Raw genomic sequence first — 22,880 nt, 5'->3', positions numbered from 1 at the left:
TTCGTTTACGCGGTGGAACTTCAATCTCGCACCGAGGCATGTCCCACCAGCCAGCGCCGCAGAAGTTCCTTGCGCACCTTGCCATTGCTGGTGCGCGGCAGAGATTGGACGTACTCCAGCCGGGTGGGCAGGCACCATTCGGTGACCCCGAGGCCGGTCAGGTACCGGCGCAGTTCATCCAGGTTGATCGGTGGGGTGGTCGCGGGAACCAGCACGGCGCAGGGCGATTCGGCGCCGTCGTCGTTGCGGTAGCCGACCAGCGCCACATCGTCGACTTGCGGATTGGCCCTCAGTTCGGATTCAACGTCGGCGGGAATCAGGAATACTCCGCTGATCCGGTCGGTGACGCGGCCCATCAACCGGATCCCGCCGCGGCCATCGGGTACGGCGAGATCGCCGGTGTCATACCAGCCGTCGTCGTGCTCGGCGGTGACGGTGAACGCGTCGCCGTCGCGGCACGCAGTCGCCAGGCACACCGTGGCGCCGCGGACGAAAACCCGCTGGGGTTGCTCGTGCGAAGCGACCGCGGCAGACCGAAGCTGGACTTCTGCGCCCGCGATAGGCCTGCCGTCGCTGAAGGCGGCCCAGTCCGGTGTATCGTCGACGCGCGTCACGGTGCCCGTACCGATTTCGGTCGTTCCCCACCCGCTGAGCAGGCGTGCTCCCAAAGCGGCGGGGACCGCGGTGATGAGTGGTTTGGGGATCGGCGTGCCTACGCAGCGGACCGTGCGTAGGGCAGGTAGCGGCCGGGGGTTCTCCCCGATAGCCGTGAGCACGTCGGAGACGAAATTGGGTGCGGCCACGATCCCGGTGGTGGCACTGTCGGTGAGGACTTCCAGGCCGCGCCGCCCGGACCACTCGTCGAGCAGAACGACGGACGCCCCTGCCGCCAGAGCAGACCTGGCGGTGTCTTGTCCGACGGTGTGCATCAGCGCATGAGGCGTGAACCGCACGTCGTCGCGGCCGAAGTCGTGGACCTGGGTGACGCTGGACGCGGATGCATGCAGCGTGTTCTCGGTGTGCATGGCAATCTTCGGCACGCCGGACGTGCCAGACGTGCAGAGCAGCATGGCAATTCGATCGGGGTCTTCGTCCGCGTCGTCCAGGCCCACCGGATGCCCTCGTTCCCATGGCGTCTGCTCGACGAACGATCGAAAGTCGAGTTCGCCCGTCGCCGGTTCGCCGATGACCAGACGGTGTCGCAGTTCGGGCAGCGTCGGTGCGATCTCCCTCAACGCCGCGGCATGGTCGAATCCCGCCCACTCGGAGGTGGTCACGCACACCGACGCACCGGTGCGGTGCAGCATCCTCTGCAGTTCCCGCGGGCGGACGCTCATCATGACTGGCGCCACCACCGCCTGCAGTCGCGCCGCGGCCAGCAGCAGCACGTGCGCTTGCCACCAATTCGGCAATTGATACGCGATCACCGCACCGGGCCGTACTCCGAGCTCGTACAACGCGCCTGCGAACCGTGCTACCCGCTTGGCCAATTCGGCGTAGGTGATCAGTTCTGCCTCGCCGTCGGCGTGGTAGGCCTGGATGGCGATCGCGTACGGCGTCTCGTCTCGCCATCTCCGCAGATCACCGAGCTGTCCGGTATCCCGCCATATTCCGGCAGCGCGGAACCTTTGCACATTCGCCGCTGGCGGGCGAACCGTCACATCGACGGGCATCGTGTCACCGTGTGTGCTGACGAGCGCTGGGGTGACGCAGTGAATCGCGGGAAACGATCTCCTCCGGTTTAAGCAGGGTGATCATGTCGACTCCCGGCGCACAGATGCACACCGCGACGAAGCGAGTCCAACCGGTCTGGTCGAGATTCGTCATCTGATAGTGCACGACGTCGCCACCGGGCTCCCAAAATGCCTCGCCTGCAACGATTTCCCTCGGTTCCTCACCTTCCAGCTCGAACAGCATGCTGCCTTCCAGCATGTATCCGAACACCGGGCCCGAGTGCCGATGCGGCGGCGTTCCAGCATCTGCGGGCGGAAGTTCGACGAGCTGCGTCATGGCGTGTGAACCCTCCGGGATCGACGGCGGGGTGACACACAGCAGATCCGTCTTCTTCAAGTTGCCTATGACCATCATGGTTTCAACGCTAGGTGCGTCACCGCGCCTTTCAGGGGCCACTTCGAGGGCCGGGGTAGGGGCCAGTTCGACCGGTCAATCGGGCAGCAGTCCGGTCAGCGCAGCCAGGGCGGGCGACCATGCACTCGGTGCGGGCGACGCATATCCGACGACGACTCCGTCACGTTCGCTGCGGCTGTCCGGATGCCGAAACCAATCCAGGCCCCGCACGCCGAGCCGCCGCCACGCGGGCCGACGACTCAACTCGCTTTCGCCGCCTCCGGCGATCTCCAGCATGACGTGTAGGCCCGCAGCTGCTCCCGACACGGTGCTCGTCGGGGACGCTGCGATGGCTGCCATGAGTTGCGCACGGCGCTGGCGGTATTGGGCGCGCATCGTGCGAAGGTGTCTGTCGTACGAGCCGGATCTGATGAATTCCGCCATGGCCAACTGCTCGACGAAGCCGGAGGTCTCCTCCGTCTCGCCCTTCTGCCGGGCGACCGGTTCGATGAGTCGTTCGGGCAGCACCAGCCAACCGAGTCGCAGTCCCGGCGCCAGTGACTTGCTCACCGTTCCCAGGTAGATGACATGGTCGGGATCGAGGCCCTGCAATGCCCCGACAGGCTGCCTGTCGTAACGAAATTCGCCGTCGTAATCGTCTTCGATGATCAGGCCGCCGGTGGTGCGTGCCCAGTCGAGCACTGCGGCTCGGCGTTCGTGGCTCAGGGTGACGCCCAGCGGGAACTGGTGCGCAGGGGTCAGCAGCACGCCCGCCGCGTCCGGCATGTTTTCAAGAGCCTGCACGTCGGCACCACTAGAGTCGACAGGCAATGGCGGGCAGCCGATTCCAGCGCGATTGAGCGTCGCTCGGTGGGCAGGCAACCCGAACTCTTCGACGGCGACGGTTGAAGTACCTCGCTCCGCCATGGCGCCCGCGACGAGACGGAGCCCCTCAGCCGCTCCGGAGCACACGACGATGGTGCACGGTCGCGCTCTGACGCCGCGCGCTCGAGCCAGGTACTGGGCGAGGGCGTGCCGCAATTCGGTCCTGCCGACGGGGTCGGCGTAGCCGAACGCGTCGACAGGTGCCGCGTCCAACGCACGCTTGACCGCCCGACTCCACTCTGCGCGCGGGAACGACGACAGGTCGGGCTGACCGGGCCGCAGATCGTGGTCGAGCCTGCGCGGCGACCGTCGTGGGGGCGGGGTGGTCACGGACCCGACGACGTCGGCGGCCCGATGCGACACGAGCGTGCTCGAGCCGTGCTGAGAGGTCAGCCAGCCCTCGGTGACAAGGTCGGCGTACGCGCGGGCCACGGTGTTCCGCCCGACACCGAGGTCGGTGGCCAGTGCGCGGCTCGACGGCAGCCTGGTGCCCGGCGCCAGGCGCCCCGAGCGGATGGCGTCGCGAATGGCGTGGGTCACACTGTCTCGAACTCTGCGGCCGGCGCGTTCGAGGTGAAGATCCAGACCGGCGGCCGACGTGCGCCATTCTGCGGCGCGCTGCACGTCAGCGATTGCGTCCGTCACCTCATGCCTTTCTTCGACGACACTGTGAAAACGCCGTTAAGGGCCGGTCTTATTGCATGGCTTCTCGATGACTCGACAGGATGGGTACGTGACTACGGGTGCTGAGATCGTTGTGGACCGGCTGACCGCTGGGGGAGTCGAGGTGTGTTTCGCCAACCCCGGGACATCGGAGATGCATTTCGTCGCGGCGTTGGATTCCGCACCGCAGATGCGTGCCGTGTTGTGTCTGTTCGAGGGGGTGGCGACGGGTGCGGCCGACGGCTACGCGCGCATCGCGGGCAAGCCAGCGGCCACCCTGCTGCACCTGGGGCCTGGAATGGCGAACGGGTTGGCCAACCTGCACAACGGCCGACGAGCCCACAGCCCCATCGTGAACGTGGTGGGCGACCACGCCACCTACCACCAAAAGCTCGATGCACCATTGCAATCCGACATCGACGCGCTCGGCCACTGGCTGACGGGCACGGTGCACCGACCCGCGTCGTCGAACGAACTCGCGCAGACCGTCGACGCGGCGGTGGCTGCCGCGACCCTGGGCCGGATCGCCACGCTGGTGTTGCCGGCCGATTTATCCTGGGGCGACGCGGAACTCGGCGACGCGGCGGCACCGTCGGTGACCACCGAGCAGGTCGAGGAGGAGACCGGCGATGCCGCGGACATCGCCCAGTTGCTGAAGTCATCCGGCCAAGAAGCGGTCCTGCTGCTCGGCGGTGCGGCTACCGGTACAGACGAATTACACGCTGCTGCAAGGATTTCCGCCGCCACCGGGGCGCGGGTGCTCATCGAGACGTTCCCGGCGCGACTGACCCGTGGCCGCGGTGTGCCGAACCTCCCGCGGCTGGGCTACTTCGCCGAGCTGGCGCAGCAGCAACTCAAGGGTGCGCGACATCTGATCATTGCAGGGGCCCGGTCGCCGGTCACCTTCTTCGCCTATCCCAATCTGCCGGGCGATCTGGTGCCTGCGGGTGCGACGGTGCACAATCTCGGGCCTGGGCGCCTCGAGACGGTTGCCGAACTGCTTGGTGCCCAGGAGCTTCCGGACTCCACTGTCAGCCCTGCCCCGCTACCGAGCGGACCGCTGCGACCCGACAACTGGGCAGCGGTCGTCGGCGCGCTGTTGCCCGAGGGCGCCATCATCTCCGACGAGGCCAACACCAGCGGCCTGTTGCTGCCCGACGCCACCGCCGCCTCACCGACGCATGACGTGCTCACGCTCACGGGCGGGGCGATCGGCCAGGGCCTGCCGGTGGCCGTCGGCGCCGCCATCGCCGCGCCGCACCGCCCTGTGATCGCGCTGCAGTCCGACGGCAGCGCGATGTACACGATCTCGGCGCTGTGGACCATGGCCCGCGAACAACTCGACATCACCGTCGTCATTCTCGACAACCGCGCATACGCCATCCTCCAGATCGAGTTGGCGCGGGTCGGCGCCTCGGCGGGCGGGCCGAAGGCGCGCTCACTGCTCGATCTGGCCAATCCGAACCTCGACTTCGTCGCCATCGCCGAGGGCTTCGGGGTGCCCGCGAAGCGCGCCACCACCGCGGAGGAACTCGCCGAACACTTCAGTGCCGCGCTCGCCGAACCCGGGCCGCATCTGATCGACGCGGTGCTGGCCAAATAGGGCCTAGTCGCTGGTATCTTGCCAAGATGCGCACCGTCGCTGTGCTGGCCCTGCCCGACACGATCGCGTTCGACCTGAGCACCGCCGTCGAGACGTTCGGCCGTGTCGCGCTGCCGTCCGGCGAACCCGGTTACCGGGTACTGGTGTGTGGCGCCGAACCGATGGTCAGCGCCGGACCGATGCGGATCGGCACCGACTTCGGCCTCGACGCCGCGGCCGAGGCCGACACGATCGTCGTCCCCGGCCGCAACGATGTCACCGTCGCCACTCCCGACGAGGTACTGCGCACACTGAAGGCCGCCTACGCCAACGGCACCCGCATCGCGTCGATCTGTTCGGGCGCGTTCAGTCTCGCCGAAGCCGGACTGCTCGACGGCCGACGCGCCACCACCCACTGGATCGCGGCCGACTACTTCCGCAGCATGTTCCCTGCGGTTGAACTCGACCCCGACGTGCTCTACGTCGACGAAGGACAGGTGCTCACGTCGGCGGGCGCGTCAGCGGGACTGGACCTGTGCCTGCACATGGTCGCCGGTGACTACGGAGCCGCGGTGGCCGCCGACGCCGCGCGCCTTGCCGTCGCGCCTCTGCACCGCAGCGGCGGCCAGTCGCAGTTTATCCTGCGAAACACCGCCCCTGCCAAGCACATTGCCGAGCGCACCGAACTCGACGACGTGCTGGCCTGGATCGAGCAGGAGGCGCACCGCGACCTGTCGCTGCGCGATATCGCCGACCGGGCAGCGATGAGCATCCGCACCCTGAACCGCCGATTCCAGGCCGAGACCGGCCAGACGCCCATGCAGTGGGTCGCCGGTGTGCGCATCCGCCATGCGCAGCAGCTGCTGGAGAGCACCACATACGGCGTCGAAAAGATCGGCCGCGACGTCGGATTCACCTCGGCCGCCAATTTTCGCGAGCAGTTCCGCAGGCTCACCGGGGTGTCGCCGCAGAGCTACCGCAACACGTTCCGGGACCGGATGGCGGGTTAGTGCGCTTTGGGCCGTTTCCAGAGGACGATCTGGGCCATCGGGATCTGCATCTCTTCCGGCGCGGCCCCCAGTCGCGCGGCGACACCCGCCTGCAACCGGTCCATGAAGTCCGCACGTCGCGGGTCGAGGCGACCGCCGTCGAGGGCCGAGGCGAGCGTGGGGAACACCGACGCGCGGGCGAACGCCGCCCACTGCGCGCCGAAAGCGGTTGCGTCATGGTCGACTTGGTACTGCGTCCAGAACCGGTCCTCGGCGTTGAACACCTCCAGGTGCTCGACCTCGACCCGTTCGAAACGGCCCTTCGGCGCGAACGGAGACAGGAAATCCGCGGCGCGACGGGAGACCAGCGGAATGCACATCCGGTGCACCTCGTGCTCGGTGACGACACCCTGCGCCACCAGATCGGCCAGTTCGGCGAGTACCGCGTCGAGCAGCGGCCGGTGGCCGAATTCGCCGTCCTCGCCGATGGCCGTCGTTAGCACCACGACACGGCCGCCGGGGCACAACTCGCGCCCGCGGAAGGCGACGAACTCGTGCCAGTCGAACGCGGCCTGTTTGGCATAGGCGGCCTTGACGCCCTCGTCGCTGCTGTAGGCCACCTGCAGATGGTCCGGCACCGGAGCAGGCACCCGACCCAGCCACTGGATCGCCCACGACGACCAGCCCAGGTTCACACTGTTCGACGGCAGGATCTGGGTGTAGAACGAGCGGCCGATCGCCGAGGCGAAGGTGGCCGGGTCCTTCTTCAGATACGAGTCGGGGTCGTGCTCGAGCGTCTCGAACATGACGGTGAAGTCGTTGTCGGCCACATCGGTGTGTGCCACCAAGATCGAATGCTCCGGCCGGGTCCGCTTGCGCAACACCGCGATTGCCGCGCAGATCGGCAGCAGCGAGTTGTGCCCGGTGGACGCGCCGTAGTCGGCGATGACCACGGGCTGCGGTGCCTTCGGAAGCGGGACGGTGTCGGCGGCCCGCTCGAAAAGCTTTATAGCCCCCGACAATCCGGCCGCCTGCAGCCGCGAACTGGCGGTGTACGAGCCGCTGTCCATCGGCTCGGGCCGCACGACGATGCTGGATTCGGGCACCTTTAAACGGTAGCCTTCCAGCGCCTACGCCGGATACCGAACCCCGGTCAGCTGTTCGGAGAGCTGCCACAGCCGACGGCCGTCGGACTCGTCCAGGCAGCGCCCCGGGATCTTGGCAGGCTTGACGCCGCCGCTCGCCACTTCCAGGATGCCGCGCGGGCCGTAGAACGCACCGCCTTGCGCGTCGGGTGATACCGCCGCATACAGCGCAGGCAGAATGCCGTCTTCGATCTCCTGCCACATGAACGGCGTCGCCTGGCGGCTGACGCGGTAGAACCGCTCCAGCAGTGTCGGGTTGTCCCTGCCCTGCGACGGACCGCTGAACTGCAGGTTGGTCTTCGTCAGACCGGGATGCGCGGCGACCGAGACGACGCCCCAGCCGGCGCGCTTACTCAGCCGGTCCAACTCGATTGCGAACATCAGGTTCGCCGACTTGGACTGCGAGTAGGCCCGACTCGGGTTGTAGCGCTTCTCCCATTGCAGGTCGTCGAAGTTGATGCCGCCCATCCGCGCCGCCAGGCTGCTCAACGACGTCACCCGCGGACGACTCGCGGCGCGCAACAACGGCATCAGGTGGCCGGTCAGCGCGAAGTGGCCGAGGTGATTGCTGCCGAACTGCAGCTCGAATCCGTCGGCGGTGGTCTCGCGCTCGGGGGGCTGCATGACGCCCGCGTTGTTGACCAGGATGTCGATCGGCCGTCCCTCGGCATTGAGGTCGTCACCGAGCGCCTGAATGCTGGCCAACGACGACAGGTCGAGGCTCTTGATCGTCAACTTCGCGGTCGGCACCTTCGCGCGGATCTGCTCCGCGGCGGCTTCGCCCTTGGCGCGGTTGCGGATCGCCATCACGACGTCAGCGCCCCCGGCGGCCAACCGGGTGGCCAGGCCCAGGCCGAGGCCCGAGTTGGAACCGGTGACGACGGCCAGCTGTCCGGACAGGTCGGGAACGGTGACGGAGGTCTGTTGCGGGGCCATGGGGGTCTCTTTTGCGTGATCGGATCACCGAAAGATAACAGACCACTGGTCTGATAACAAGAGCCCGGTGGTCTGATATCTTGGATCGTGTGAACTTCCAGCGCGCCCGCAGGCCTGAGCAGATGGCGGCCCGACGTTCGGCGATCATGACGACCGCGCGCGAGATGCTGGCCGAGAAACCGGTCGGCGACATCAGCCTTCGTGAACTGTCCGACCGGATCGGATTGGCCAAGTCCAACGTGTTGCGCTATTTCGACAGCCGCGAGGCGATCTTCCTCGAGGTGCTCGACGAGGAATTCGCGGACTGGCTGGCCGACCTCGAAGCCAGGCTCGGCAAGCCAAGGCCGAGAAAACCCAACTATGTCAACGAGATTCGCGTCGCCACCGCGGTTGCTGATTCGCTGATGGACCGGACCTTGCTGTGCGAGCTGGTGTCCTCGATGGCCGGGGTGCTGGAACGCAACATCTCTTTCGATTTCGCGCGTGACTTCAAGGCGCGCGCGATGACGAGAATCGCGCAGCTGGCACTACTGGTCGCGACGCAACTGCCGTGGCTGCCCGGGGAGTCAAGCGAGTTCTTCGCCGAGGGGGCGCTGACGTTGATGGCGGGGATGTATCCGTTCTCGACCCCTACCGATCCGGTCCGCGCCGCGATTGCCGAGCTGGGCTTCCCCGATCCGGTGAAGCGGCTCGACGCCAGTCTGCGCACCGGGCTGATCACGTGGCTGATCGGTGCGGCAGCGCAAACCGCGCCGTGACAGACTTCGCGGATGGCCAACCGGACCGGACCGCGGATCGCGATCTTCTCCGCCATACTCACCCTGATCATCGGCGGCGTCGGCCTGATCGCAGCGCTGATCCTCAACGCGTTCGTGCTCGACGACTACGACGCGTACGGGGAGGTGCCCGTCCCGGGATCGACCAGTCTGCAGCTGCCTGCCGGTGAAGTGACGGTCAGCTTTCACACTCAGGTGACGGGCAGCCCGTCGAGCGGATTTCCGATCCCGGACCTCAAGTTCTCGATCACCCCGCCGCAAGGTATCGCGAAGCCGCGGGTCGCCGAAAGTATCGGCGGCACAACGACAGTCAACAGCGATACGCATGTCCGGGTGTGGCTGCTGCACGTCGGGCAGGAGGGCAGCTACGACGTCGTCACCGACGGCAACGTCAACGGGTACATCAACCCGCGGCTGGCGTTCGGGCACGGCACCGCATATGGCTGGCTCACATGGGTGTTCGGCGGGCTGCTGGCACTGGGCATCGTCGAGTTGGCCGCATCGCTGATCTGGTCGGCCCGCACGGCGAAGGCGGGACGCCCGTTGACACCGGACGTGCCTCTCGACGAGTCGAGTTATGCGCCCAGCGATCAGGGAATGCGCCTCGAACAGCTTCGGCAACTCGCCGCGCTGCGCGACTCGGGCGCGTTGACACAGGACGAGTTCGAAGCCGAGAAGCGCCGCATCCTCGACTCCTGACGACTATCCACTAAACGAAAAAAAGTTCGCCAGAGCGCGGCTGATTGGCTCTTAAATGCAGGATCGGCGCCGATTCTGCTGTTCTAGGGAGATTGCCAGCAGTACCATTGGGGACCATGGTTCAACGTCGAATCATTCCAGCGTCAGCAGGTGCAGCGGTGCTCGCGGGCCTGGCCATCGCAAGCGCCGCGCCCGCCGCAGCAGACGAGGACGAATACCTGAGACTGCGCGACGTCTACCCGAGCTACAGCGCCGAACAGTTGCTCGCCGAAGGCCACCGGGTGTGCGCCGTCGCCAGACAGGGTGTCCCGTCGCCGCAGGCCGTCATCATGGTGACCAACGACCTGGGAGTGTCCACCACGGCGGCCCTGGACATCGTCAGCTCAGCCGTCATGAATCTCGACTGTTAGTGGCCGCGGGCCACCCATTCGTCGTAGTGCACGATTTCGTCGCCGATGGTGGTCGAGTCGCCGTGGCCGGTGTAGACGACGGTGTCGCCGGGTAGCTTGCCGAGCTTCTCCGAGATCGACGACAGAATCGTCGGAAAGTCGGAGTACGACCGGCCCGTCGCACCAGGGCCGCCCTGGAACAGAGTGTCGCCGGAAAACACCGCATTCAGTTCGGGCGCATGCCAGCAGACCGAACCCGGCGAGTGCCCGGGGGTGTGGATGGCGCGCAGTTCGTGACCGGCGACGCGCAACGTCTCGCCGTCGTCGACGGTGCGGAAGTTCTTGTCGGGGTGGGTCATTCGCCACAGCACATCGTCGGCGGGATGCAGCAGCACCGGGGCGTCGAGCGCCTCGCCGAGTTGGGGTGCGACCGTGACGTGGTCGTTGTGACCGTGGGTGCACACCACGGCGACCACATTCCTGCCGCCGACGGCCGCCACGATCGGGCCCGCGTCATGGGCTGCGTCGAACACCACCACCTCGTCGTCGTCGCCGACGAGCCAGATGTTGTTGTCGACTTCCCAACTGCCGCCGTCGAGTTCGAATGTGCCGTGGGTGACCACACGTCCGATGGGTCCGCCGTTCACTTCATCACCACCACGCTGCGCAGCACCTCGCCTGCGTGCATCTTGTGGAACGCGTCCTCGACGCCGTCGATGCCGATGCGCTCGGAGACGAACTTCTCCAGCGGCAGTCTGCCCTGCAGGTACAGCGAGATCAGGGTGGGGAAGTCGCGTTCGGGCAGGCAGTCGCCGTACCACGCCGACTTCAACGATCCGCCGCGTGAGAAGAAGTCGATCAACGGCATCTCCAACGTCATGTCCGGCGTCGGAACACCCACCAGCACAACGGTTCCCGCCAGGTCGCGGGCGTAGAACGCCTGCTTCCACGTCTCCGGACGGCCCACCGCGTCGATCACCACGTCGGCGCCGTTACCGTCGGTCAGGTCCTGGATGGTGGCGACCGGATCGAGTTCGCGCGCATTGACGGTGTGTGTCGCGCCGAAGCCCCGCGCCCAGTCCAACTTCTTGTTATCGGTGTCCACCGCGATGATCCGCTTGGCGCCGACCAGCGCCGCACCGGCGATCGCCGCGTCACCCACACCGCCGCAACCGATCACCGCGACGGTATCGTCACGCCCGACCGCACCGGTGTTGACCGCCGCGCCGAGACCGGCCATCACCCCGCAGCCGAGCAGGCCGGCAACCGCCGGATCGGCTTCGGGGTCGACCTTGGTGCACTGCAACTCGTGCACCAGCGTCTTGTCGGCGAACGCGCCGATGCCCAACGCCGGGGTGAGTTCGGTGCCGTCGGTCAGCGTCATCGGTTTGCTGGCGTTGAAGGTGTTGAAGCAGTACCACGGCCTGCCCCGTTTGCAGGCCCGGCATTCGCCGCACACCGCGCGCCAGTTCAGGATCACGAAATCGCCTGGCTCGACATGGGTCACGCCTTCGCCGACCGCCTCGACGGTCCCGGCCGCCTCGTGTCCGAGCAGGAATGGGAACTCGTCGTTGATGCCGCCCTCGCGATACGTCAGGTCGGTATGGCACACCCCGCAGGCGAGAATGTCGACCACCACATCACCTGGACCCGGGTCGGGGATGACCACATCCACCAACTCGACCGGATCGCCCTTCTTACGTGAGATCACGCCGCGCACCGTCTGAGTCATGCATACAACCTAATGCCAAGAGTGCGAAGCTGACTGCGTGACGTCTGTGTATCTGTCCCACGGCGCGCCCCCGCTCGTCGACGACGAGTTGTGGGTCGCCCAGCTCAAGCAATGGGCGGCGGAGTTGCCGACGCCGTCGGCGATCCTCGCTGTCTCGGCGCACTGGGAAGCCGCGCCGCTGACCATCGGGTCGACCACCACCGAGACCCCGTTGACGTACGACTTCTGGGGTTTCCCGCAGCACTACTACGACGTCACCTATGACGCGCCCGGTGCGCCCGACCTCGCCGCGCGCGTCGAGGCCCTGATGCCCGACGACGAGCCCGTCGCCCACGACAGCGATCGCAGGCTCGACCACGGCGCCTACGTGCCGCTGACCGTCATGTATCCCGACGCCACGATCCCGGTGCTGCAGGTCTCGATGCCGACCCTCGACCCCCAACGTCTACTGCACCTGGGTGAACGCCTGCGACCGCTGCGCGACGAAGGGGTGCTGATCATGGGCTCCGGGTTCACCACCCACGGCCTGCCCTTCCTTGACGACCCGTCACCCGGCGCGGTCCCGCCTGGCTGGTCGACCGAGTTCGACGCATGGGCCCGCGAGCGCTTCGCCGCGGGCGACCTCGACGCGCTCATCGATTTCCGGCACCGGGCGCCCGGTATGCCGTACGCCCATCCGACCATCGAACACTTCTCGCCGTTGTTCGTTGCGCTCGGCGCGTCGAGCGACCCCGGGCAGACGCCGAAACAAGTCATCGACGGCTATTGGATGGGCCTGGCGAAACGCTCCATTGAACTCATTTGACCGCCGCAACCGTTAACAGGATTGAAATGAGCACACAAACACACGCAGAGACCACCGAAGAATTCGCCGAGCGCATGGTCGGCGCGATCGACAGCGCCAGTCTGGCGATCCTGCTGTCGATCGGTCACCAGACCAAACTGTTCGACACACTCGCCGAACTGCCGCCCGCCACCAGCGCGCAGATCGCCGACGCCGCCGGCCTCAACGAACGCTATGTCCGGGAGTGGCTGGGCGGGGTGGCCACCTGCCACGTGGTCGACTACGACCCTGCGGCGCAGACGTATTCGCTGCCGCGTCACCGTGCGGCCGTGTTGACGCGCGCAGCAGGACCGGACAACCTGTCCCGCGTCGCCCAGTTCGTCTCGATGCTCGGCGAGGTGGAACAGAAGGTCATCGACCGCTTCCAGCGCGGCGGCGGCCTGTCCTACAGCGAGTATCCGCGGTTCCACAAGGTGATGGCCGAGCAGAGCGGGGAGGTGTTCGACGCCGCGCTCGTGGATGCCATCCTGCCGATGGCCTCGGGGTTGCCCGAACGGCTACGGGAAGGTGCCGATGTCGCCGATATCGGTTGCGGCAGTGGCCATGCCATCAACGTGATGGCCGCGGCGTTTCCGGCCAGCCGGTTCACCGGCATCGACTTCTCCGAGGAAGGGTTGTCCGTCGGGGCCGCCGAGGCAAGGGCCCGCGGGCTGTCCAACGCGACGTTCATGCAAGCCGACGTCGCCAACCTCGATGTGGCCGAAGCCTACGACGCCATAACGGTTTTCGACGCGATCCACGATCAGGCGCAGCCCGCGAAGGTGTTGGCCAACATCTACCGGGCGCTGCGGCCGGGCGGGGTGCTGCTGATGGTCGACATCAAGGCCTCGAGTCGGCTCGAGGAGAACATCGGGGTGCCGCTGAGGACCTACATGTACACCGTGTCGACCATGCACTGCATGAGCGTGTCGCTGGGTCTCGACGGGGCCGGGTTGGGCACCTGTTGGGGGCGTCAACTGGCCACGTCGATGTTGGCCGACGCCGGATTCGGCGACGTCGCGGTCAACGAGATCGAGACGGATCCGATCAACTTCTACTACGTCGCCCGCAAGTGACGGGTCAGGGGCGCAGCATCGGCGCTTCGGCCGGGCGGGGTGCTGCTGATGGTCGACATCAAGGCCTCGAGTCGGCTCGAGGAGAACATCGGGGTGCCGCTGAGGACCTACATGTACACCGTGTCGACCATGCACTGCATGAGCGTGTCGCTGGGTCTCGACGGGGCCGGGTTGGGCACCTGTTGGGGGCGTCAACTGGCCACGTCGATGTTGGCCGACGCCGGATTCGGCGATGTCGCGGTCAACGAGATCGAGACGGATCCGATCAACTTCTACTACGTCGCCCGCAAGTGACGGGTCAGGGGCGCAGCATCGGCGCTTCGGCGGCGTGGCGGGCCCGCAGTTCCTCGTCCCAGTCGCCGCTGCAGTAGACGGTCAACTCGGCGATCCGGCCGTCGCGGACCGTGCAGAGGATCATCTTGCGGCCGGTGATCTCCTCCTCGCCGTCGTGAACTCGCTCCGTGAGCTCGGTGACGAATCCCGTCGCGGTGGGCACGGTGCGCACAACGGTGACGTCGTCCATGCCGTTGGGTGCGTAGCTCTCGTACCACTCGGCGAAGGCCTCGATGCCCTGCAGCTGGAACCGCCACAGCGGCGGGTTCCCATCAAGAAATACGTCGTCGGTCAGGAGGTCTCCCACCTCGGCGGTACGGAACATCTCGGCGAGCGCCGCACTGAGACGCTCGGCTGCGCTGATGTCCGTCACGGTTGGGATGTGGATGCTCGTCATGTCGATTCCCTTTCGCCTCAGTCTGACGCTAGGCAGAGGTGCCGCAGCGGAACATCGACCGAACACCCGATTTGATGCGCGCTGCCAAATCCACAGAATTGCCGATGCGCGCGTCAGGCAGGGCTCGTACCGTACGGATCGAAACCGCTTGAGCAGAGGGAGGAACCGATGAGCGAGCACCCGAACGTGACAACAGTGAATCGGATGACGGAGGCCATCGTGGCTGACGACCGCGAGACGCTCGCGTCGTTGTTCACCGACGACTTCGTGTACCACCTTCGCGGACCGTTCACCACCGCTGGCGACCACCTCGGCGTGGCGGGCATCCTCGGCGCGATCCGCCCGGTCTTCGACGCGACCGGCGGGGATGTCAAGCTCGAGCAACAGTTCTGCGTCGGCCTCGACGGCTGGGCAGCCGAGTGGGAGCATGCTGTGCTCGGACGCCGCGGCAAGACACTCGAGTCGGACAATGCGTTCGTCTACCGATTCGTTGGCGGCCGGATCGCCGAGATGTGGATGTTCCTTGGCGCCGACCCTGACGCTGCCGCCACGTTCTTCGGTTAACGCTCCCGGCGGCTGGTGCGTCCACCACACTGGAGGGGTGGGTGGGCCTGGCCAGAGCCGCGGCATGGCATGGGACGACGAATACCGGCAACTTGCCACGCTTGATGCCGAGCAGGGGCTCGACGTCGGCGATCTCGACCGACTGGCGACCGCCGCATATATGACCGGGCGCGACGACGAGAGCTTCGAGCTGTGGGGCCGGGGACATCACCGCTGCCTCGAGACGACCGACATGGCCCGCGCGGTCCGCCTTGGCGTGCGGCTGGCCCAAGCCCTCGCCTTCAAAGGTGATATCGCCCGCAGCTGTGGGTGGGTCGACCGATCACAGCGTCTGCTGGACGAGGAGAATCTCGACTGCGTGGAGCGCGGTTTCCTCGAGCACGCCGCGGGTATGTGCAGGATCTTCTCTGATGGCGACATCGCAGCGGCCAACGCCGCGTTCGGGCGGGCCGCCAAGACCGGTGAGCGATTCCGCGACCGCGAACTGCTCACACTCGCGCGCATGGGCCAGGGCAGGTGTTTGATCTACCTCGGTGAGATCGCCGAAGGCCTGGCGCTTCTCGACGAGGCCATGGTGTCGGTCGAGGCCTGCGAAATCCCGCCGATGGCCGTCGGAGACGCGTACTGCACAGTGATCGACGCCTCTTATGAGCTGTTCGACCTTCGCCGTTGCGAACAGTGGACGGACTCGTTCATGCGGTGGTGTGCGGCTCAGCGCGGTCTTGTCCTTTACCGGGGACACTGCCTGCTGCATCGCGCTGAGTTGCTGATGCTGCACGGGGACTGGTCCGACGCCGTGACCGTCGCGCAGGAGGCGTGTGCCCGGCTCGCCGAGCCGATCAACCCCCTGACCCTCGGGGGTGCCCACTACGTCGAGGGCGAATTGCACCGGCTGCGTGGCGAATTCGCGATGGCCGAGCAGGCATATGAGCGCGCCAACGCGCTCGGTTGCCAACCACAGCCAGGCATGGCGTTGCTGCGGCTCGCGCAGGGCCGCGGCGACGTCGCCGCCGCGCAACTGCGACGACGGCTTGCCGAGGCGGACCAACCCATCGACCGCGCCCGCATCCTGTGTGCGGCCGCTGAGATCCTGATCGCCGTCGAGGACGTCGAAGGGGCGAGGGCGGCGGCCGACGAATTGACCTTGCTCGCAACCGAATTCGGTTCGTCGCTACTGCGGGCACAGGCTGCACTGGCGACGGGTGCCGTTCTTCTCGCGACATCAGATGTGACCGCTGCGGTGGCTACGCTGCGCCGCGCCGCCAGTGATTGGATCGATTTGCGCATCCCCCATGAGGAGGCGCGCACCCGCCTGCTGATCGCCGACGCCTGCGAGGCGCTGGCAGACCTCGACACCGCCGCGATGGAACGGCGCGCAGCGCGGTCGACGCTTGAGGCGCTCGGAGGGGACGCTGTCCCACAACGGCAACTGGCATCAGGTCTCACCACCCGCGAGGCGGAGGTGTTGACACTCGTCGCCCGCGGCAAGACCAATCGTGTGATCGCCGCCGAGCTCTACATCAGTGAGAAGACCGTCGCCAGTCACCTCAACCACATCTTCACCAAACTCGGGCTGTCTTCACGGTCGGCGGCGACTGCCTACGCGTACGAGCACAACCTCGTGTCATAGGCTCGCGTCGATGTCTGCCCTCGACGCGATCGCCGATTGGCCGGTCGACTCCGCCGCTGCCGTTGTCGTTACCCCATCCGGTGCCGTTGCGGACTATGGCGACACGCGCCGACGCTTCGCGCTGGCGTCGGTGACCAAACCGCTCGTGGCGCGCGCCGCACAGATCGCGGTCGAAGAGGGCGTGGTCGAACTCGACGACGACGCCGGGCCTGCGGGCTCGACCGTGCGGCACCTGCTCGCCCACGCGGCGGGGTATGCGATGACCTCGTCGGAGCTGATCGCCAAGCCGGGCCAGCGCCGGGTGTACTCCAACTACGGCTTCCAGGTGCTGGCCGAGACCATCGAGCAGGCGTCGGGCATCGAGTTCGGCCAATACCTGACCGAGGCGGTGTTCGAACCGCTCGGCATGACCGACTCGGTGTTGGAGGGAGGCGCCAAGGCGGCCGGCTACGGGGCCACGTCGACGGTCGCCGATTTGGGGGCGTTCGCCCGCGACCTGTTGCGTCCGGCGACGGTGTCACCGCAGATGCACGCCGAGGCCACCAGTGTGCAATTCCCCGGATTGGCCGGCGTGCTGCCGGGCTTCGGGTCGCAGCGGCCCAACGACTGGGGGCTGGGCTTCGAGATCAGGGACGGTAAGACGCCGCATTGGACCGGATCGTCCAATTCGGGCAGGACGTACGGGCATTTCGGCCAGTCAGGCACGTTTTTGTGGGCCGATCCAGACGCGGATCTCGCGCTGGTGGTGCTGACCGACCGCGAATTCGGCGAGTGGGCCTACCCGCTCTGGCCAGCAATCTCTGACGAAGTCCTGAGAGAATTTCGCGCAGACTAGCGCAACACATGCCTCACAAGGCACAATAGACACGCACGACACAGCTGTAATTCGGATCTGCCAGGTCGTTGGGGAAGACGTCCCTCGTGGAACTGAAGGAGCAGCTGATGCGTGCAGCGAACCAATTCGCCGACGCGGCGACAGGTGTGGTGTACATCCACGCCTCACCCGCGGCGGTATGCCCGCATGTCGAGTGGGCGCTTTCGTCGACCCTTCAGGCAAGGGCGAATCTCAAGTGGACCCCGCAACCGGCCATGCCGGGGCAGCTGCGCGCGGTCACGAACTGGGTCGGGCCGGTCGGCACGGGCGCGCAACTGGCCAACGCCCTGCGCTCGTGGTCGGTGCTGCGGTTCGAGGTGACCGAGGACCCGAGTGCCGGTGTGGACGGGCACCGCTGGTGCCACACCCCGCAGCTGGGGCTTTGGAGCGGTCCGATGAGCGCCAACGGCGACGTGATGGTCGGGGAGATGCGGTTGCGTGCGTTGATGGCGTCCGGCGCCGACGTGTTGGCCGCCGAACTCGATTCGGTGCTCGGCACCGCGTGGGACGAAGCGCTGGAGCCTTACCGCGATGGCGGCGACGGCGCCGAGGTCAGCTGGCTCAGCCGCGGAGTGGGGTAGCCCCTCCCGACTCGCGCGGGGTCAGGATCTTCAGCGCGCCTGGCACGGCGGACACCTCCACCGGCAGCGGGCACACGTACTCGCCGTCGGCGTAGGCGTTGATCCCGGGGGAGTCGACGGTGATGGTGCGGGCCCGCGCGGTGCGCACCTCGTCCAGCTCCACATGCGTGCCCTTGAACACGGTGGGGAACAGGCGAATCAACTTCGTTCGCGATGCCGACGCCACCATGGTGACGTCGAGTTGGCCGTCGGTGGGGTCGGCGTTCGGACAGATCAGCATGCCGCCGCCGTAGCTGCGGGTGTTGCCGAATGCGGCCAGCGTGAGTTCGGTGACCACCTCTTCGCCGTCGAATGACAACCGGAACGGCAACAGCCGCAACCGGGACAGCTCGGCCACCATCGCAACGTTGTAGCGCATCCGTCCGTGCGGCCACCGCATCCGGTTGGTGCGGTCGGTGACCAGCGAGTCGAAGCCCGCGGCCATCACGGTGCCGAACCATCTTTTGGTGCCGTCGGCGCCCACGATGCGGCCCAAGTCCACGGTGTTGACGACGCCGTCGACGACGACGTCGGCGGCGGCCTCGGGATCCTTTGTGGGAATACCGAATTCGCGGGCATGGTCGTTACCGGTGCCCGCCGGGATGATGCCGAGCGGTATCCCGGCTTGGGCCAGCACCTGCAGGGCCAGCGAGATGATGCCGTCACCGCCGACCACCACGAGCGCGTCCATGCCGCGCTCGAGTGCTCCTTCGACGAGGCGGCGGGCGTGTTCGGCGTCGCTGCCGGCGATCGCGACGACGTCGACGCCGCGTCGGTGCAACTGCTTGACCGCGCGTTCGGCGGCGTGCGGTGCGCTGCCGTGTCCCGACGCGGGATTGGTCAGGACGGTGACTCTCACGGAATCAGCTTGCCGGGGTTGAGGATTCCCGCCGGATCGAGCGTGGCCTTGACGGCGCGCAACACCGCGATGCCGAGGTCGCCGACCTCGTCGCGCATCCACGGCCGGTGATCGGCGCCCACCGCGTGGTGGTGGGTGATCGTGCCGCCGGTGCGCACCATCGCATCGGATGCGGCGGCTTTCGCCTTGCGCCACTGTTCGATCGGATTGCCGCGCTGCCCGGCGACCACGGTGAAGTAGAGCGAAGCCCCGGTCGGATACACATGCGAAATGTGGCACAGCACAAGGGCCGGCGTACCGGATTCGGCCAGCGCCGTCGTCAGCGCATCGGTGACCGCGGCCTTGAGCGCGGGCACATTCGACCAATTGGTCGCGGTCTCCAGCGTTTCGCACAGCGCGCCTGCCGACAACAGCGAGTCGCGAAGATACGGAGCGTTGAACCGGCCGTGCTCCCACGCCCGCGCCGGCGCCTCGCCGAGCGACGTGCCGCCCTTCGCCTCGAGCAGTGCGCGGGTCTCGGCATGCCTGCTCTCGGTGTGCGCCGCTGAACCCTCGAACACCGTGATCGCCAGGCAGCCGCCGGTGATGCTGTCTTCCCCGATGCTCTCGGTGGTCGCGAGGTTGACGCCGGTTTCGGCCTCATCCGACAGCCGGATCACCGTCGGGCCGGTGCCCGTCTGCGCGACGGCGCGCAGCGCGTCGGCCCCTGTCGCGAAGTCCGGAAACGACCACGCCTCGTACCGCGTCGTCTCCGGCACCGGATGCACCCGCACCCGCACCCGGGTGATGACGCCGAACACGCCCTCGGAGCCGATCATCAGCTGCCGCAGGTCCGGCCCCGCCGCGGATTCCGGCGCACGGCCCAGGTCGAGGACGCCGGCGGGGGTGACCGTGCGCAGGCCGCGGACCATGTCGTTGAACCGGCCGTAGCCTGCGGAATCCTGGCCCGACGAGCGGGTCGCGGCGAATCCACCGATGGTGGCGAACTGAAAACTCTGCGGGAAGTGGCCGAGCGAGAAGCCGCGTTCGCCGAGCAGTCGCTCGGCCTCCGGCCCGGTGACCCCCGCGCCCAACTCCGCCTCGCCGGAAATCTCGTCGAGCGAATGCAACTGGTTCAGCCGCCGCAGGTCCAGCGAAATGACGGCCTTGAAGTCGCCTCGGATCGGGTCGAGGCCGCCGACCACGCTGGTGCCCCCGCCGAACGGGACGATCGCGATGCTGCGGTCCGCACAGAACCGCAGGATGCCGGCCACTTCGTCGTCGGAACCGGGCAGCAGCACCGCGTCGGGCGCGTCCTGCACCCCGGAATCCTTGCGGCGCAACAGATCCAGCGTCGACTTGCCGCCTGCCCGCAGCAGTCGGGCATTGTCGTCGACACCGCAGTAGTCGGCGCCGACGATCGCCGCCAGACCGTCGACGTCTGCTCGTGAGAGCGCCGACGGCCGCAACCGCACCTGGTCTGCCGCCAGGTCGGCCGCCGCAGGACCCTCCACGCCGAGAGCTTGCTTGAGGAGCGTGCGGATGCCCTCGGATAGCGGTTTCGCCTGCGCGGGATCGCCCCATGCGTTCCACTTCATAGGGGGCAGCAGCGCGGTCTGTTGGTCGTCCGGGCGGATCATGCGTTACAGTATTACACATGGTGTCAATCAGTAACGACTCCTCTTCGTCCGCGATGGGCGACCGCATCCTCGAGGCGGCGGCGTATTGCGTGGTCGCCTACGGCTTGGAGCGAGTGACGCTCGCGGAGATCGCCCGCCGCGCGCGGGTCAGCAGGCCGACGGTATACCGGCGCTGGCCCGACATCCGTTCTGTGCTGGCCGCCCTGCTGACCACCCGGATCCTCGCGGCGTTGGACGCCGTGCCGAGTCGCGGGGTCGGCCGTGCGGCGGTGGTGGAGCGCGTCGTCGGCGTCGGCGTCCGCTTGCGCGAGGACGAGGTGGTGATGGCGGTCTTCCGCAAGGCGCCCGATCTGACGATGGTCTATCTGACCGAGCGACTGGGCACCAGTCAGCAGATCCTGATCGACACGTTGGCCGCCGACATCAAGCTCGCGCAGGAAGAGGGCAGCGTGCGACCGGGCGAACCGCGTCAGCTCGCGGCGATGTGCCTGCTGGTCGCCCGGTCGACGATTCAATCCGGCGCCATCGTCGCGCCGATCCTCGACGCCGACGCGCTCGATGTCGAACTCGCGCACTGCGTGGACGGATACCTGAGGCCATGACCGGTTCCACCGCACTCAACGAGGCCCGCCGCGCGGCCGACCTCGCGGCCCTCGCCGACGGCGCGTCGCTCGACGTGATCGTGATCGGTGGCGGCATCACCGGCACCGGCATCGCGCTGGACGCCGCCACCCGCGGTCTGCGCGTCGCGCTGGTGGAGAAGCACGACCTGGCGTTCGGCACCAGCCGATGGAGTTCCAAGCTCGTGCACGGCGGGCTGCGCTATCTCGCGACGGGCAACGTCGGCATCGCGCGCCGCAGCGCCATCGAACGCGGAATCCTGATGACCCGAAACGCGCCGCACCTCGTCAAGTCCATGCCGCAGCTGGTCCCGCTGCTACCCGAAATGAACACGGCGTCAAGGGCTTTGGTGCGTTTCGGCTTCGCGGCCGGAGACGGGTTGCGCAAGCTGGCTGGCACGCCGTCGTCGACGTTACCGCGCTCACGCTGGATCGACGCGGCCAAGGCGATCGCCATGGCGCCAGCTGTGCGCAGGGACGGCTTGAGCGGCGGACTGCTCGCCTACGACGGCCAACTCATCGACGACGCCAGGCTCGTCACTGCGGTGGCGCGTACGGCGACACAACACGGTGCGCGCATCCTGACGCGGGTGGCCGCGTCGAACGCGACGGGCACGTCGGTGACGTTGACCGACCAACGCTCCGGCGAGTCGTTCGACGTCACCGCGCGCGCGGTCATCAACGCCAGCGGCGTGTGGGCGGGCGAGGTCGACCCATCGATCCGGCTGCGGCCCAGCCGAGGCACCCATCTGGTGTTCGACGCCGCGGCATTCGGCAATCCCGTTGCGGCGCTGACTATTCCGATTCCGGGTGAGATCAACAGGTTCGTGTTCGCGATGCCCGAGCAACTCGGCCGGGTGTACCTCGGGCTGACCGACGAGGACGCGCCGGGACCGATTCCCGATGTCCCCGAACCCACGCGGGACGAGATCACCTTCCTGCTGGACACCGTCAACACCGCGCTCGAAACCGCCCTCGGGCCAGCCGATGTCATCGGCGCGTACGCCGGCCTGCGACCGCTCATCGACACCGGTCACGGCCGCACCGCCGACGTCTCGCGCGAACACGCCGTCGTCGAGTCGCCCTCGGGCGTGATCAGCGTGATCGGCGGCAAACTGACCGAATACCGGTTCATGGCCGAAGACGTGCTCGACCGTGCGATCGCGTTGCGGGCGCTGCCCGCCACGCCGTGCCGGACCCGCAATCTGCCGCTGGTGGGCGCCCGGGCGAATCCCGTTGCCACGCTGAGGTCCCCGGTCGAATTGCCGAGCTCGCTGGTCGCCCGCTACGGCGCGGAGGCGCCGAACGTGATTGCCGCGGCCTCGTGCGAACGGCCGACCGAGCAGGTGGCCGAGGGTATCGACGTCACCCGTGCGGAATTCGAATACGCAATCACTCACGAAGGCGCGACGACCGTGGACGACATCCTGGATCGACGCACCCGCATCGGCTTGGTGGCCTCAGATCGGGCCCGTGCCGCGGCCGCGGCGGAGGAGCTGCTGGCCCAGCAGGCATAGACGTGCCTTTGAACGGGCAATCAGGCGTCCATAGAGCGAACGACGGATGACGACCCAACAGCTACAGCCACGCTGAAGAAAGCCC

23 protein-coding genes and 1 pseudogene are annotated in these 22,880 nt (G+C 67.3%); 14 read left to right on the top strand and 10 right to left on the bottom strand.

The window, feature by feature from the left end; translation table 11 throughout:
• Positions 1-20: 20 nt before the first annotated feature.
• From C1A30_RS06170 to C1A30_RS06160, 3 genes are all read right to left on the bottom strand, one after another.
• Positions 21-1,673 carry an AMP-binding protein gene (locus tag C1A30_RS06170; protein WP_101947311.1) on the bottom strand — a complete coding sequence of 551 codons (1,653 nt, stop codon included), beginning with the start codon at positions 1,671-1,673 and terminating at the stop codon, positions 21-23.
• A 4-nt stretch (positions 1,674-1,677) separates the two neighbouring features.
• Entirely contained in the window at positions 1,678-2,088 is a 411-nt protein-coding gene (locus C1A30_RS06165) for a cupin domain-containing protein (protein ID WP_200828171.1), read from the bottom strand.
• A 75-nt stretch (positions 2,089-2,163) separates the two neighbouring features.
• On the bottom strand, positions 2,164-3,597 hold the full coding sequence (locus C1A30_RS06160; RefSeq protein WP_235009662.1) for a PLP-dependent aminotransferase family protein: 1,434 nt from the start codon (positions 3,595-3,597) through the stop codon (positions 2,164-2,166).
• 67 nt (positions 3,598-3,664) lie between these two features.
• Between C1A30_RS06160 and C1A30_RS06155 the strand changes: the two genes are divergently transcribed.
• Positions 3,665-5,218 (top strand): acetolactate synthase large subunit, encoded by a 1,554-nt coding sequence (locus C1A30_RS06155; protein ID WP_101947675.1) that lies wholly within the window; start codon positions 3,665-3,667, stop codon positions 5,216-5,218.
• A gap of 26 nt (positions 5,219-5,244) precedes the next feature.
• Positions 5,245-6,207 carry a GlxA family transcriptional regulator gene (locus C1A30_RS06150; protein ID WP_101947310.1) on the top strand — a complete coding sequence of 321 codons (963 nt, stop codon included), beginning with the start codon at positions 5,245-5,247 and terminating at the stop codon, positions 6,205-6,207.
• On the opposite strand, the gene C1A30_RS06145 is transcribed toward C1A30_RS06150, so the two are convergent.
• A complete protein-coding gene (locus C1A30_RS06145; RefSeq protein WP_101947309.1) occupies positions 6,204-7,292 on the bottom strand; it encodes an SAM-dependent methyltransferase in 1,089 nt (362 codons plus the stop codon). The two genes, C1A30_RS06150 and C1A30_RS06145, sit on opposite strands and share 4 nt — an antisense overlap.
• A 24-nt stretch (positions 7,293-7,316) precedes the next feature.
• A complete protein-coding gene (locus C1A30_RS06140; protein WP_101947308.1) occupies positions 7,317-8,267 on the bottom strand; it encodes an SDR family oxidoreductase in 951 nt (316 codons plus the stop codon).
• Between the two features lie 89 nt (positions 8,268-8,356).
• Here C1A30_RS06140 and C1A30_RS06135 point away from each other — a divergent pair, with 89 nt between their 5' ends.
• The 3 genes from C1A30_RS06135 to C1A30_RS06125 all read left to right on the top strand — a co-directional run bounded on the left by C1A30_RS06135 (position 8,357) and on the right by C1A30_RS06125 (position 10,152).
• The gene (locus C1A30_RS06135) at positions 8,357-9,025 is read left to right on the top strand and encodes a TetR/AcrR family transcriptional regulator (RefSeq protein WP_235009661.1); all 669 of its coding nucleotides are present in this window, start codon (positions 8,357-8,359) and stop codon (positions 9,023-9,025) included.
• 12 nt (positions 9,026-9,037) lie between these two features.
• Positions 9,038-9,742 carry an SHOCT domain-containing protein gene (locus tag C1A30_RS06130; protein WP_101947306.1) on the top strand — a complete coding sequence of 235 codons (705 nt, stop codon included), beginning with the start codon at positions 9,038-9,040 and terminating at the stop codon, positions 9,740-9,742.
• A gap of 116 nt (positions 9,743-9,858) precedes the next feature.
• Positions 9,859-10,152 carry a DUF732 domain-containing protein gene (locus C1A30_RS06125; RefSeq protein ID WP_200828170.1) on the top strand — a complete coding sequence of 98 codons (294 nt, stop codon included), beginning with the start codon at positions 9,859-9,861 and terminating at the stop codon, positions 10,150-10,152.
• On the opposite strand, the gene C1A30_RS06120 is transcribed toward C1A30_RS06125, so the two are convergent.
• Together C1A30_RS06120 and C1A30_RS06115 are read right to left on the bottom strand one after the other, a co-directional pair.
• Complete coding sequence (locus C1A30_RS06120; RefSeq protein WP_101947304.1) at positions 10,149-10,778, bottom strand: MBL fold metallo-hydrolase; 630 nt, start codon at positions 10,776-10,778, stop codon at positions 10,149-10,151. The genes C1A30_RS06125 and C1A30_RS06120 overlap by 4 nt on opposite strands.
• Positions 10,775-11,863, bottom strand: coding sequence for an S-(hydroxymethyl)mycothiol dehydrogenase (locus tag C1A30_RS06115; protein WP_101947303.1), 1,089 nt, complete (start codon positions 11,861-11,863; stop codon positions 10,775-10,777). The genes C1A30_RS06120 and C1A30_RS06115 overlap by 4 nt, the downstream gene beginning before the upstream one ends.
• Before the next feature lie 37 nt (positions 11,864-11,900).
• On the opposite strand from C1A30_RS06115, the gene C1A30_RS06110 reads away from it, so the two are divergent.
• From C1A30_RS06110 to C1A30_RS06100, 3 genes and pseudogenes are all read left to right on the top strand, one after another.
• Complete coding sequence (locus C1A30_RS06110; RefSeq protein WP_101947302.1) at positions 11,901-12,668, top strand: dioxygenase; 768 nt, start codon at positions 11,901-11,903, stop codon at positions 12,666-12,668.
• A gap of 26 nt (positions 12,669-12,694) precedes the next feature.
• On the top strand, positions 12,695-13,762 hold the full coding sequence (locus tag C1A30_RS06105; RefSeq protein ID WP_101947301.1) for a class I SAM-dependent methyltransferase: 1,068 nt from the start codon (positions 12,695-12,697) through the stop codon (positions 13,760-13,762).
• A gap of 21 nt (positions 13,763-13,783) precedes the next feature.
• A pseudogene (locus tag C1A30_RS06100) lies at positions 13,784-14,056 on the top strand (methyltransferase); the annotation flags it as partial.
• Positions 14,057-14,060: 4 nt separating this feature from the next.
• On the opposite strand, the gene C1A30_RS06095 reads toward C1A30_RS06100, so the two are convergent.
• Positions 14,061-14,492: a hypothetical protein gene (locus tag C1A30_RS06095; protein ID WP_101947300.1), complete on the bottom strand. Its 432-nt coding sequence runs from the start codon at positions 14,490-14,492 to the stop codon at positions 14,061-14,063.
• Positions 14,493-14,660: 168 nt separating this feature from the next.
• Between C1A30_RS06095 and C1A30_RS06090 the strand changes: the two genes are divergently transcribed.
• From C1A30_RS06090 to C1A30_RS06075, 4 genes are all read left to right on the top strand, one after another.
• Entirely contained in the window at positions 14,661-15,056 is a 396-nt protein-coding gene (locus C1A30_RS06090; protein ID WP_101947299.1) for a nuclear transport factor 2 family protein, read from the top strand.
• A gap of 37 nt (positions 15,057-15,093) precedes the next feature.
• The gene (locus tag C1A30_RS06085; RefSeq protein ID WP_160112697.1) at positions 15,094-16,686 is read left to right on the top strand and encodes a helix-turn-helix transcriptional regulator; all 1,593 of its coding nucleotides are present in this window, start codon (positions 15,094-15,096) and stop codon (positions 16,684-16,686) included.
• Between the two features lie 10 nt (positions 16,687-16,696).
• Positions 16,697-17,521 carry a serine hydrolase gene (locus C1A30_RS06080; RefSeq protein ID WP_101947297.1) on the top strand — a complete coding sequence of 275 codons (825 nt, stop codon included), beginning with the start codon at positions 16,697-16,699 and terminating at the stop codon, positions 17,519-17,521.
• 107 nt (positions 17,522-17,628) lie between these two features.
• The gene (locus C1A30_RS06075; protein ID WP_101947673.1) at positions 17,629-18,141 is read left to right on the top strand and encodes a DUF3145 domain-containing protein; all 513 of its coding nucleotides are present in this window, start codon (positions 17,629-17,631) and stop codon (positions 18,139-18,141) included.
• On the opposite strand, the gene C1A30_RS06070 is transcribed toward C1A30_RS06075, so the two are convergent.
• Together C1A30_RS06070 and C1A30_RS06065 are read right to left on the bottom strand one after the other, a co-directional pair.
• A complete protein-coding gene (locus C1A30_RS06070; protein WP_101947296.1) occupies positions 18,122-19,039 on the bottom strand; it encodes a diacylglycerol kinase in 918 nt (305 codons plus the stop codon). The genes C1A30_RS06075 and C1A30_RS06070 overlap by 20 nt on opposite strands.
• Positions 19,036-20,616 (bottom strand): FAD-binding oxidoreductase, encoded by a 1,581-nt coding sequence (locus tag C1A30_RS06065; RefSeq protein ID WP_101947674.1) that lies wholly within the window; start codon positions 20,614-20,616, stop codon positions 19,036-19,038. The genes C1A30_RS06070 and C1A30_RS06065 overlap by 4 nt, the downstream gene beginning before the upstream one ends.
• A 59-nt stretch (positions 20,617-20,675) precedes the next feature.
• Between C1A30_RS06065 and C1A30_RS06060 the strand changes: the two genes are divergently transcribed.
• Together C1A30_RS06060 and C1A30_RS06055 are read left to right on the top strand one after the other, a co-directional pair.
• A complete protein-coding gene (locus tag C1A30_RS06060; protein WP_101947295.1) occupies positions 20,676-21,260 on the top strand; it encodes a TetR/AcrR family transcriptional regulator in 585 nt (194 codons plus the stop codon).
• Positions 21,257-22,795 (top strand): glycerol-3-phosphate dehydrogenase/oxidase, encoded by a 1,539-nt coding sequence (locus C1A30_RS06055; RefSeq protein WP_101947294.1) that lies wholly within the window; start codon positions 21,257-21,259, stop codon positions 22,793-22,795. The genes C1A30_RS06060 and C1A30_RS06055 overlap by 4 nt, the downstream gene beginning before the upstream one ends.
• The last annotated feature ends 85 nt before the right edge of the window (positions 22,796-22,880 follow it).

The sequence above is a fragment of the Mycobacterium sp. 3519A genome (assembly GCF_900240945.1).
GTDB lineage: Bacteria > Actinomycetota > Actinomycetes > Mycobacteriales > Mycobacteriaceae > Mycobacterium.
The sequence above is the reverse complement of the archived record's forward strand: the minus strand, read 5'-3'. Positions and strand labels throughout refer to the sequence as shown.